Consider the following 12,489-nt stretch of genomic DNA (forward strand, 5'->3'; position numbering starts at 1 on the left):
ACTTAATATTATACTAAAAAAATCTTGCGTTTAGTTTTCAAAAATTTCTCTGAATCACAAAATTTTTGAGAAAAACTATCAGAATCAGATCGGATCGTTTACGTTTTTGGCTTCGTTTTTTGTTTATTAACTAAATAAACTGGAATCCCTAGAAGCGTAATCCCTATACCAATCAATGCAAGAATAGGCTGTGTAATACTTGTTGTAACCAAGATGAAGATACCACCTAGACTTGCGATAATTGGAATAATTGGATAGCCAGGAACTTTATACGGTCGTTTTAATTCAGGTTCTCGTTTTCTTAAAATAAAAACGGCTAAGAAAATTAATAGATTAAACAGCCACATAACAAAAACTAACATATCCGTCAATAAATCGAAGGTCCCGAAAAACATCATGATAATGGCTACAGCTAACTGGAAAATTCCAGCAACATAAGGAACAACAAAGCGTTTAGACAACTTTTGAAACTGACGACTAAAAGGCATCAGATTATCTAAGGCTAAGGCATAAGGAATCCGAATCCCTGTCATTGTGTAGCCGTTTAACGCACCATATACAGAGATTAAAATCCCAATAGTTACGATTTTGCCGCCAATTGGTCCAAAAATAGCCACAGAAGCATCCGAAGCTGCATTCAAATTCCCAGCGATTTGCTCAATTGGTAATGTTTTTAGAAACACAAAATTAATTAAGGCATAAATTAAAGTAATCAATAACAAACCAAAAATAATGGCTTTAGGCAAGTCTCTTTCTGGTCGCTTCATTTCACCAGCCACGTTACCCACACCTAGCCAGCCATCATAAGCAAACATGGTGGCAACTAAGGCGCCACTAAAAGCAACTAAAAAGCCAGTATTCGCTGTTGTTTCAATGGGAAAAAGCGAAACAGCTACTTGTCCTGGAGTAAATAACCCCACTAAAGAAATCAAGGCAATTGGAATCAGTTTTACTACCAATGTCGTGGATTGGACCAAAGAAGCAATTTTTGTTCCTAATAAATTAATTACGGTGATACTAGTTCCCGCAAGAATGGCAATCGGGATCAATAAATTTGCCGATAAATGAAACAAATTGATTAGTTGTGTACTAAAAATAATGGATAACGCCGAAATGTTGGCAGGATAATAAATGATACTTTGTGCCCACCCTAAAAGAAAACCAGCTAATTTACCATATGTATATTCAATATACTTCACTGCGCCACCTGTTTCAGGGATTGCTGTAGCAAGTTCGGCGCTGGTTAATCCTGCACAAATGGTTAAGGCACCACCTAACACCCAAGCAAAAATAGCTAAACTAGCTGACTGTGCGTGTCCAACGACACTCGCAGCTTTAAAGAAAACACCAGCGCCAATCACCGTACCCATTACCGTGGATAACGCACCAAACGTTGTTATCTCTCTTTTTAATTGCTTTTTCTCCATAGACTCCCTCATTTCATTTAAACTAAACAAGCGTAACAAAATTTCCACTTTTTTGAAAAGATAACGAAAATAATAGCTGTTTTCATGAAAAATTCTGTAACGATCTCTTTTCAGTATAGCTATTTCTTTTAGAATTTCAAGTTTGAAAACCACAAAAAGAAAATTTGTCATAAAAGTTTTAGAGCATTCATCTTTTGTTTATAAAAAAGAATTGAAAAACCGACGATTTTTTATTAAATAAACGAAAAATCGAATCAAAAAGAAACCTTTCTGATCCGATTTTAACTACGTTATTGGTTTTTGACTTTTTCTTTTTTCATTTGTTTACTGCGTAATTGTCCGCAAGCCGCATCAATATCTGTTCCGTGTTCTTTACGAATAACACAATTGATGCCATTCTTTTTGAGTACATCATAAAATTTTAAAACCGCTTCTTTAGAGCTTCTGCTATATTGATCGTGTTCACTCACTGGGTTATACGGAATCAGATTAACATAAGAAAGTTTTTTCTTATTCCGTAGTAAATCTGCTAATTGTTGAGCATGTTCTGGTCGGTCGTTCACTTGACTCAACATAATATATTCAAATGTAACACGTCGGTTGGTTTTTTCAATGTATTCATCAATTGATGCCATTAATTTTTCAATTGGAAAACTACGATTAATCCGCATAATTGATGTACGGACCTCGTTGTTAGGAGCATGTAATGAGATTGCTAAGTTTACTTGTAGTCCACTGTCTGCAAATTCACGAATTTTTGGCACTAAACCACTTGTTGAAACTGTAATATGGCGGGCACCAATGGCCAAACCTTTATCATCATTAATCGTTCGTAAAAAGTTCATGACATTGGCGTAATTATCAAATGGTTCACCAATTCCCATCACAACGACATGGCTAACACGTTCATCCAACCCACGTTCATCGAAATAATGTTGCACCCACATAATTTGGGCAACAATCTCGCCAGCAGTTAAATCTCTTTGTTTTTTTAATAGCCCACTAGCACAAAATGTACACCCAATATTGCAGCCAACTTGAGTGGTCACACAAACAGATAATCCATATTCTTGACGCATCAAGACTGTTTCAATCATATTTTTATCTGGTAATTCAAATAAATATTTCACGGTACCATCTTGCGCTTCTTGCACAATGACTTGTTTTAATGGATTTAATGAAAAATTTTCTTCTAATAAAGTCATCAACGATTTAGAAATGTTCGACATTTCACTAAATGAAGCAACACGTTTTGTGTACAACCATTCCCACACTTGTGTTGCGCGAAATTTCTTCTCGCCATGGGCTAAAAACCAGTCCACAAGCTGTTCTCTCGTCAGTCCATAAATGGATTCTTTCTGCATTTCTTTTCCTCATTTCTGCTATTACATTCGCTTCATAACTATAACGTATTCTCACTTTGAATGCAATATCACGAAGAACCTCAAAAAAAAATCGTTAAGCGTACATGCTTAACGATTTTTTATAATTAATCTTTCACTAAGTGATAAACTTTTTTGAAGTAGAACGTTCTGGCAATTAAATAGTAAACGACCTGAATCAATAAGAAAACGCCTAAAACTTGCCAGCCAGCTAATTGCATTGGCTGATCTAACACGGCATACATTGCTTTCAAAGCAACAGCTCCATGAATAAATGAAACAACAATTGGGGTAAAGAATAAAATACCTACTTGTTGGTAAATCATTTTCTTCAATTCTTTTTTCGTCAAGCCAAGTTTGTAAATCATCTTGAATTTTTCAACGTCCGTATTCATATCACTGTATAAACGGAAGTATAAGAAACTACCCGCCGAAACAAAGAACACGATACCGATAAATAGTCCGACAAATAGAACTGGCGTATAATATTGCGTAATGGCTGCCGACATTGCAGCTGTTCCTACTAACATGGGATACTTGTCACCAATAATATTTTCTGCTTTTATCAATTCTTCACGATTGGTTCCTGCTTTGGGCTGCCAAATTGTTTCTGTTTCCGCTTTGATTCCATCTGTTGAGGTACTATCTGGGATAACAACCACACCGCCAAAAGTTGGTAATACATTGGTTTCTTCTGTTTTATCAATGTTTAAAACTTGATCATTTCCCAATTGAACAGATTTAACATCTACTGATGCAGCAGAAGGAGCATCTTTTTGTGATAAATTAACTACTTTCTCACCTGTTAAAGTTGGTTCATCTGTAAATTTTGCGAGTTTATTATATTCAGATGTTTTGATTAATTGGATACCGGCACTTGTTTTGTACATTGTGTAATCAATCTGATCAAACTGAATATTTTTTTCTTGGAATGTTTTTGTCGCAAATTGTTTCATTTCTTGATTTTCTGGGTTGGTCGAATCAGACAATGTCAGTTCGTACGGTACAGAACTTATTCCTTTAAAAATCATCTCGTTCACGCCGTATAACGTTCCAATGGCAGCAAAAGCGACCGTTGATATCACCGAAACCAAGAAGAACGAACGTGCATTATCTTTCATGCGGAATGCTAAATCTGATAAAACGACCATATTGGTTTTTTTCCAAAAGATTTTTGGTTTCCGTTTTAAACGTTCAATGACAGAAACACTCAATTGGTCAAATAAGAATTTTGTCCCTAAAATAACTAAGAAAATTACTGGGAACATCACCATTAAAACTAACTGTCCCTTAGCAACTAAAGCAATTCCGTAACCGACAATTAAAAGTAACACGGCTAAGAAAGATTTAACTTTAGAGCTTTTGATTTCACCTTTACCCATTTCCCCTGCTTTTAATAGCTCTTGAAGTGTCGCTTTTGGCAAGCGGAATTGAATAAAGAAAGAAATTACTAAGAACAAGACCGCAAATGAAATGACAGTAATGATAAACGGCATCACTGGCAAATAAAAACCTAAACCTAGATGCATCAATAAATTGCTAATCCATAAAATAAACTGTGAAAATCCAACACCTAAAATGCTACCAAAAATTGTAGCAAAGAAACCAATCACTAAGTTTTCAATAAAAATCATTTTCTTTAACTGTTTTGGACTCATCCCTTGAATCATCAAGGTTCCAAACTCTTTTTTTCGAGATTGGATAAAGACATCCATCGAGTATAAAACAAATAAGAAAGAGAAACCATAGATTATAATTGCCGCAGCCGTCATTCCCATTTGTGCTTTAGGATTTAAACCATTAGCTAAGGCTGGGTGAAAGACAAAACCAGTGAACGTAAAAAAGATCATCACAGAAAACATTGTACTTAGGAAATAAGCCAAGTATAAATGCTTATTTCGAATCGTGTTTCTTATAACAAACTGATTAAAATTCATTATCGACACCTTCAATCTCAGCCAGTTTCACCATGATTAAATCGTAGAACTCTTTTTGGTTGCCGTTTTGGATAATTTCATCAATTAATTCACCATCTTTAATAAAGACAATGCGCTTGCAATAACTTGCGGCTAGCGGATCATGGGTCACCATTAAAATAGTCGCCGCTTCTTCTTCGTTTAATTGTTGTAACAAGCCCATCACATCCTTAGATGATTTCGTATCTAAGTTTCCTGTTGGTTCATCAGCCAATAATAATTGTGGATGATGAATCATTGCCCGAGCAACGGCGACCCGTTGTGCTTGTCCACCAGAAATTTCTGCAATTCGTTTTTTCAACAGATGATTGATACCTAAACGCTCACTTAATTCTGCTAATTGTCGTTTCATTACAGAGACTTTTTCTCCATCAAGTGTCAATGGCAAAATAATATTTTCTTCAACAGTTAATGTTGGCATTAAATTAAAGCTTTGAAAAACAAATCCTAATTCTGTACGACGGAATTTAGCAATTTGTTCTTGATTCAAATTGTTTGGATTTTTTCCATTTAAAAGTATTTCACCGTCTGTTGGACTATCGATTGTTGCCAATAAATTTAAAAGTGTACTTTTCCCACTTCCAGAAGGTCCCATAATACCAATAAATTCACCATCTTGGACAGTTAAATTAATCCCTTTTAAAGCTTCATATTTAATTTCGTTTCCGTAAACTTTTTTTAAATTTTGTACTTCTAACATATTTTCCACTCCTATTCTTCTCACTCATTTAGTGTATCGAAAACGAAAAAAAACGACAATAGAAAAGAATAACAATGAACTTACATTACTGTAAGTGCACTGTTATTCTTTTAAAAGTTATGCTTCATATTCAATCACATAAGGATGAATCTTCGTATTATAAATAGCTTCTGAATATTCTACGCAACGACCTGTTGGGCTTAACGAACGCCGAATTCTTTTTAAGCCCGTTGTTTCAGTTGTTTGCAACATCTTTTGCTCTGCTTCTGTCAAAGTTGCAACTTCAAAACGGTCTTCAAATTTATAAATTTCAATGGCATGTCGATCCATCAAACGATACAAGGATTCTTCTTTGTATTCAGTCAATGATACGTCTTTCATGGCAGCTGGCAAATAGTAATTAAAATAAATATAGGGTTGTTCATCGATTAGATATAACCGTGAAAGGTGAACCACTTCTTCTCCTAAAAATTGATAAGCCGGCATCTCTTTTGACAACGTCAAGTTTTCAACTTGTAAAACTTTTTTAGTTACTTTCTGACCTGATTCATTCAAAAATTCAGTGAATGTCCCTGCTTTTGATAGTTTATTATAGGGACGATTGCTTAATACAGTTGTGCCCCGGCCACTTTTTTTCTCAACAAATTCTTCCGTTGCTAACATTTCGATTGCCCGCCGAATCGTAATTTTACTAACGTTAAACATCTCTTCCAATTCTGTTTCTGTTGGTAAAAACGTTCCTACTGGATACTTGCCACTCAAAATATCTTCTTTAATCTGATCTGCTACTTCTAAATAAAGCACGCTCTTTCTTCTCATGATACGCTCCCTCCCAACCGCACTATTCCTTTCTATTTTACCAGAAAATGATGATTATAACATGATGCTTTGCTGAAATTATAAAAAAAGAACAAAAATAGATAAATTTATCTATTTTTGTTCTTTTTGTTTATTGTTCTGGCGTCTCGGTTGCTGCCTCTTCTGATTCCGCTTGTAGAAAGACTTTTCTTGGTTTGCTACCTTCTGATGGTCCAATAACTCCGTGTGCTTCCAATTCATCTACTAAGCGAGCCGCACGATTATAGCCAATTCTAAAACGTCTTTGTAGCAATGAAATACTAGCTGTTTGCATTTCAACCACCAAGTTTTTCGCTTCTTCAAACAACTCATCTTGAGGAGCTTCGCCACCGCCTGAAGTGGTCGGTTCATCTGTTGGCATCATGCTTTCTTGATATTCAGCTTCTTGTTGGTCCGTTACAAACGCAACCACTCGTTCGACTTCTTGATCAGAGATAAAGGCCCCTTGGATACGAATTGGTTTATTTTCTCCCATTGGTAAGAAGAGCATATCGCCTCGACCTAATAGTTTCTCCGCCCCGTTGGTATCAATAATGGTACGCGAGTCTGTCCCACTTGAGACCGCAAAAGCCATTCGAGAAGGGACATTTGCTTTGATGATTCCTGTAATGACATCCACACTTGGCCGTTGTGTCGCTAAAATCATATGAATGCCCGCTGCCCGTGCCATTTGGGCTAAGCGGATAATCGCATCTTCTACTTCATTACTTGCCACCATCATTAAATCAGCTAACTCATCAACAATGACAACAATAAATGGCAGAATTGGACGATTTTCGCCATCTTCCGCATTTTTCTGTTGAATTAGTTGATTGTAACCAGTGATATTTCGGACGCCTGTTGCTGCAAATTTTTCATAACGAAATTCCATTTCTTGAACTACTTTTTGCAGGGCTTGTGCCGCTTTTCTCGGATTAGTAACCACTGGCGTTAATAAATGAGGAATCCCGTTATACACATTCAATTCCACCATTTTCGGGTCAATCATCATTAATTTTACTTCATGGGGTTTCGCTTGCATCAAAATACCTGTGATGATGCCATTGATAGCAACCGATTTCCCACTCCCTGTCGATCCCGCAATTAATAAATGCGGCATTTTTGATAGATCCGCAGTTTGAACCATCCCTGAAATATCTCGACCTAAAGGTACTTCTAATAGTTTATCTGGATGACTTGGTTGTGCCTCAACAATATCTCTAAAGGATACTGTACTAATTGCACTATTAGGAACTTCAATCCCGATTAGTGATTTCCCAGGGATTGGGGCCTCCATACGAACGTCTTTGGCCGCAAGCGCTAAAGCAATGTCATCCGTCAAGTTAACAATTTTGCTAACTTTTACCCCAACAGCGGGTTGAACTTCAAATTTTGTGACAGATGGTCCTAAACTAGCTTTGACTACTTTAGCATCAACACCAAAACTCTTGAAGGTTTGTTCTAAGACGCCAATATTTTTTTCGATTTTTTCATATTCACCACTTTGATCCGTTGCTTGAATTGTATCTAACAAATCAGTTGGTGGTAGTTGATAATCACGGTCTTCCGCTTCTTCAGAAATTTCAAATTCGAGAACACCAGCTTCATCTGCCGCCTCTTCTTCTTGCTCTCGTTGCGGTTTTGTTGCTGCGATTGGAGGTACAGGCATCGCCTGATTTTGCTGTTGAAACGAATCAATTTGAACAGGCGTTGGTGCAGCCGGTTCTTCCACCATTGGTTGGTGGGTTTCAACTGGTGTTTTTGTTAAGCGCTCGGCTGCCGCTTGTTCCATACGTTCCCGCTCTTGTAATTTTTGTTGGGCAGCGGCTTCAATTTTTGCTTGGCGTTCTGCAGCCTTAGCTTCTTTCTTCGCTGCTCGCTTTGCCTCTTTTTCTTCTTGTCGCGCCTGTGATTTTGCCGAAACATGACTTAGGCGATCTTGAATACTTTGGAAATGATCAACAATTTGCTGAAAATCCCACATACTCATCAAGAAAATACCCGCTAACAGTAGCAATGTGGCAATTAAATAGCTGCCAAATTGTGCCACCAAAAAGTACGTTCCTTGATAAAGCAGCGCGCCAATCATACCGCCCCCTACGTTTTGCGTCACTTGGTTGGCTTTTAAATCGCTTTGCAAAAATTCCCAAGTGTTACCTAAAATATCTGGTTGACTGCCACTAACATTTCGAAACATAAAGGCATGGAAAAATAACAAAACACTAATATAAATCAGAACAGCCCCCAAAATAGGGCGCCCTCTTTTTAACGGAAAATCTTTCCCATAAATCATGACTAATAAGCCATACAGGATTAGTAAAATCGCTGCAAATGGAAAGGTATTACCTACAACTAAGCGTAAACAATTCGCTAATAACGTGCCTAAAAACCCTAAGCGAAAGAGTCCAAAGACACCGAATAAAATAAAAATCAGGCCAAGAAACATATAATTTAAACGTTCTTGTTGTTGCTGTTGTTTTTTGGTCTTTTTCTTTGTCGTACTTTTTTTCTTATTTGTTGCTCTTTTTTGTGCCATTTAACTTCCCTCTTTCCATCACTTCTCATTATACATAAAAATGGAATCGAACAAAAGTGCCCACCTCATTTTACTTGAAAAATCATGGAAATTTTTTTAAAACTTTCATTTAAGAAAAATGAGCGTGGGACAAAAATCACTTTGGATTTTTGCTCCACGCTCAAAAACTGATAAACGGCGGGAACAGAACCAACTCCTTCGGAAATAAGCCGAAATTCTCCAAAAATTAAAGAGCAATTTTCGGAAATTTCTTCTTATTTCTCGGAGCTAAACGGTTCTGTCCCGACCTCATTATTTCTTATTTTGCTGATTCTTAATGGTATAAGTCGAAACGACCTTTAGCCATCATTTCTTTGGTACCACCTGTTTCAAAGAGCGCTTTGTTCATGATAATTTTTTTCATGAATGAAGCTGGGTATCCTTTAATGTCTGTTTTACCAACAATTCCTAAAGCACGTGTATTTCCGACAGAACAAACAGAACCTTGTGATTTAAAGCTGAAAGGTTTAGTTACTTCCCCTTTCAATTGTGCTTGAATATTTTTAGCAGCATGAGCGCCCATCTTCAAGGCGATTTGTGCTGTCGTTGGGTAAGGTCGATTGGTTTCTGTATCCATCACTGCTGAGCAGTCACCAATAATATAGACGTTGCTATGGTTCGCATCTGTTAAATCTGGTTGAACCATGACACGACCACGACGAGCTTCAAATCCAGAATCGCCTACAACGTGGCTTCCACTAACACCCGTTGTCCAAATAATTGTTTTGGCAGAAAGTTCTGCCAAGTCGCCTGCTTCGTTATCTTGATAAACAACTGCGCCTGGTTTGATTTCTTTAATCGGTTTACCTAATAATAAATGAATAGCTGAATCTTTTAATAATTGCACACCATAGTTCGCAAGTTTTTCGTTAAACATCGGCAATAGGCGAGTAACTGCTTCGACACAATAAATTTGGATTTGATCTGCTGAGACACCTGCGATTTCAGCAAATTTTGGTTTGTTTTCAACAAGAGAACCTAATAATTCAATCCCTGTAAAGCCTGCTCCGCAGACAACAATTTTTAAGAATTCTTCGTTTTGAGTTGCTTTGTATTGACGCATTTGTTCTTGGATATGTTCATACACGTTTAAAGCCGTTTTCACATCTACCATTTGTAGAGCATGTTCTTGCACACCAGGGATACCAAATGATTCTGATTCAAACCCAAGAGAAACAACTAAGTAATCATAATTGATTGTTTGGCCATCTTCTAAAGCAACTGTTTGTGTTGCAGCATCAATTGTTTTAACTGTTCCTTGGATAAAGGTGGTCATTTTTTCATCGACAACATCCATAATATTGTATGTGATTTTTTCAGCTGGTTGTGTTCCAGCAGCAACTTCATGCAAGTCCGTTGCTTCGTAGTGATAGTTATTACGATCCACTAAAGTAATTTCGACGTCTTTGGCGCCTTTTTGTAATTCGCGTAATGTTTTTAAGCCTGCGTAACCAGCACCTAAAATAACAACATGTTTCTTATTCATTTTGATTCCCTTCCACTCTATAAAAAATTTACAGCCACCACAAACCTATGGCAAAAAATAGCACTTGTGCAGTTGCTCCCACAGCTAAGATCTTCACAGCACAAACAAATGTTTTACTCTTCACTTGTTCCTTCAGTAAGGCTTGGGTTTGTTTCCGTACAAAAGGTAAAATTAAAAGCATAAGTAACATTGTTGGCGGGGTTAATCCTAAACCGACAGCTAACAAAATGGCTAACATTGCTATTGTATTTAATCCGACGAATAATTTCAAAGAACTTGCTTTGCCAAGGTAATGAACTAATGTATATCTCTTGTTATTTTCATCTTCCTCTAAGTCACAGATATTATTTGCTAACATTAAGTTAGCAATGTAACAAGTGTTAGGTAAAGCGACTAAGAAAATCCCCCATAAATTAGCTGCTGACCAATTGAAAACTTCAAACGTATTAATGTAGACACAAATAAGGGTAATCATGAACCCCATTGTAAATCCTGAGAAAACTTCCCCTAATGGTAGACTGGACAAAGGTTTCGGTCCTGATGAATAAAAAATACCAATTAAGTAACAATAAAGACCCATAATTAATAACGGCCAGCCGACAATAAATGACAACCCAATCCCCATTAAAGCAGAAACGAGAATCATCCAAAAAATCATTTTGCGTATTAATGGCAAAGATAAATTTTCTCGACCGATAATATTCGTTTTTTCCTTATAATCATGAACTTCTGTGGCATGATGGTAATCATTATAATTATCTAAAATATCGACCGCCATATTAAAAATAAACATCGCAATGAAAAAAATTAAAACATAACCAACATGGAGCCGCCCATATTGGTACCAACTAAAACAAATTCCTAACAAAAATGGCAAAACACTAGCTGTTTTTGCTTTTAATTCTACTAATTCAAAAAATATTTCTCGATTCAAACTATCCCTCCGCTACTTTTTTACAAACTTTGTTACTTTTAAAACTTAATTACTGTATTTCTGTCGCCAATTCGTATACAATCAAATAGTATTGAACCACTGAAAGGATCGTAGTATATTTATGAACACATTTTGGAAGTCGTTTCCTGACGTTGAACGTTCTTTAACGGAAACATGTGAATTAATTGAACAAACGTTGCATACACGCAACGAAGACATTGAAGAAGCCTTAGTAACTTTGGCTCGTTCTGGCGGCAAATTATTACGCCCCGCTTTTTTCTTTCTTTTTGCTCAACTGGGTGATGAAGAAAAACAAGAGAAACAACAATTATTAAAAATAGCTGCATCTTTGGAAATCCTACATATGGCTACGTTGATTCACGATGACATTATTGACGATTCTCCATTGCGCCGAGGCGCTGTGACTATTCAATCACAATATGGTAAAGACGTTGCTGTTTACACAGGTGATTTACTATTCACTGAATTCTTTACTTTGATTGCAGATGCCATGAATGGCTCTGAATTTATGAAAATCAATGCACAAGGAATGAAACGGTTATTACTTGGTGAACTCGATCAAATGAGTCATCGATTTGACCGCCGCATGTCGATTCCTGCTTATTTAAGAAGTGTCAACGGCAAAACAGCCGAACTTTTTTCACTAAGCTGTCTTGAAGGGGCCTATTTCGGTCATAGTTCAAAAGAAGTCCAACGTTTAGCTAAACGAATTGGCCGTCATATTGGCATTGCTTTTCAAGTCTATGATGATATTTTAGATTATACTGCCGACACGGAAACCTTGAAAAAGCCCGCTTTAGAAGACTTGTCACAAGGTGTTTATACGTTACCTCTTCTCTTCGCTTATCAAACAGCACCTGACGTATTCAGCCCTTATTTGGATAAAGGACGTGCCATTACCTTAGAAGAGGCAGCTGAAGTTGCGGCGCTAGTCAATGACTATCATGGCGTTACAGAAGCACAAGCTTTTGCTAAAAAAGTAACCAACAAAGCAATCACTGATATTCAACAATTGCCTGATGGCACAGCAAAAGAAACCTTACTTTCCTTAACTGAGCTCTTATTACATCGTTCATTTTAAACGTTTTATGGAAGAATTGCCATTAATTGAAATAGAAAAACGACTGATTGTTTGCTTTAATCAACAACCA

9 protein-coding genes are annotated in these 12,489 nt (G+C 36.8%); 1 reads left to right on the forward strand and 8 read right to left on the reverse strand.

The window, feature by feature from the left end:
• Positions 1–98: 98 nt before the first annotated feature.
• From IGL23_RS08370 to IGL23_RS08405, 8 genes are all read right to left on the reverse strand, one after another.
• Positions 99–1,427 carry an APC family permease gene (locus IGL23_RS08370; RefSeq protein WP_002396609.1) on the reverse strand — a complete coding sequence of 443 codons (1,329 nt, stop codon included), beginning with the start codon at positions 1,425–1,427 and terminating at the stop codon, positions 99–101.
• A gap of 290 nt (positions 1,428–1,717) precedes the next feature.
• Entirely contained in the window at positions 1,718–2,791 is a 1,074-nt protein-coding gene (gene rlmN, locus IGL23_RS08375; protein ID WP_033594523.1) for a 23S rRNA (adenine(2503)-C(2))-methyltransferase RlmN, read from the reverse strand.
• Positions 2,792–2,916: 125 nt separating this feature from the next.
• Complete coding sequence (locus IGL23_RS08380) at positions 2,917–4,746, reverse strand: ABC transporter permease (RefSeq protein WP_033594524.1); 1,830 nt, start codon at positions 4,744–4,746, stop codon at positions 2,917–2,919.
• A complete protein-coding gene (locus IGL23_RS08385; RefSeq protein ID WP_002384339.1) occupies positions 4,736–5,485 on the reverse strand; it encodes an ABC transporter ATP-binding protein in 750 nt (249 codons plus the stop codon). Before IGL23_RS08385 ends, IGL23_RS08380 begins: the two co-directional genes overlap by 11 nt.
• 117 nt (positions 5,486–5,602) lie before the next feature.
• Positions 5,603–6,304, reverse strand: a complete 702-nt coding sequence (locus IGL23_RS08390; RefSeq protein ID WP_002356983.1) for a GntR family transcriptional regulator — start codon at positions 6,302–6,304, stop codon at positions 5,603–5,605.
• A 130-nt stretch (positions 6,305–6,434) separates the two neighbouring features.
• Positions 6,435–8,858 (reverse strand): DNA translocase FtsK, encoded by a 2,424-nt coding sequence (locus IGL23_RS08395; RefSeq protein WP_033594525.1) that lies wholly within the window; start codon positions 8,856–8,858, stop codon positions 6,435–6,437.
• 313 nt (positions 8,859–9,171) lie between these two features.
• Complete coding sequence (locus IGL23_RS08400; protein ID WP_033594306.1) at positions 9,172–10,383, reverse strand: NAD(P)/FAD-dependent oxidoreductase; 1,212 nt, start codon at positions 10,381–10,383, stop codon at positions 9,172–9,174.
• A 28-nt stretch (positions 10,384–10,411) separates the two neighbouring features.
• Complete coding sequence (locus IGL23_RS08405; RefSeq protein WP_033594304.1) at positions 10,412–11,317, reverse strand: prenyltransferase; 906 nt, start codon at positions 11,315–11,317, stop codon at positions 10,412–10,414.
• Between the two features lie 121 nt (positions 11,318–11,438).
• On the opposite strand from IGL23_RS08405, the gene IGL23_RS08410 reads away from it, so the two are divergent.
• Entirely contained in the window at positions 11,439–12,419 is a 981-nt protein-coding gene (locus IGL23_RS08410; RefSeq protein WP_033594303.1) for a polyprenyl synthetase family protein, read from the forward strand.
• The last annotated feature ends 70 nt before the right edge of the window (positions 12,420–12,489 follow it).

Origin of the sequence: Enterococcus sp. MSG3299, from assembly GCF_050555765.1 — a bacterium.
Taxonomy (GTDB): domain Bacteria; phylum Bacillota; class Bacilli; order Lactobacillales; family Enterococcaceae; genus Enterococcus; species Enterococcus faecalis.

Bases quoted from the DNA above. Each gene is read 5' to 3' on its own strand.
- IGL23_RS08390 (WP_002356983.1), bottom strand. From the start codon at position 6,304: ATGAGAAGAAAGAGCGTGCTTTATTTAGAAGTAGCAGATCAGATTAAA.
- IGL23_RS08380 (WP_033594524.1), bottom strand. From the start codon at position 4,746: ATGAATTTTAATCAGTTTGTTATAAGAAACACGATTCGAAATAAGCAT.
- rlmN (WP_033594523.1), bottom strand. From the start codon at position 2,791: ATGCAGAAAGAATCCATTTATGGACTGACGAGAGAACAGCTTGTGGAC.
- IGL23_RS08385 (WP_002384339.1), bottom strand. From the start codon at position 5,485: ATGTTAGAAGTACAAAATTTAAAAAAAGTTTACGGAAACGAAATTAAA.
- IGL23_RS08400 (WP_033594306.1), bottom strand. From the start codon at position 10,383: ATGAATAAGAAACATGTTGTTATTTTAGGTGCTGGTTACGCAGGCTTA.
- IGL23_RS08395 (WP_033594525.1), bottom strand. From the start codon at position 8,858: ATGGCACAAAAAAGAGCAACAAATAAGAAAAAAAGTACGACAAAGAAA.
- IGL23_RS08410 (WP_033594303.1), top strand. From the start codon at position 11,439: ATGAACACATTTTGGAAGTCGTTTCCTGACGTTGAACGTTCTTTAACG.
- IGL23_RS08370 (WP_002396609.1), bottom strand. From the start codon at position 1,427: ATGGAGAAAAAGCAATTAAAAAGAGAGATAACAACGTTTGGTGCGTTA.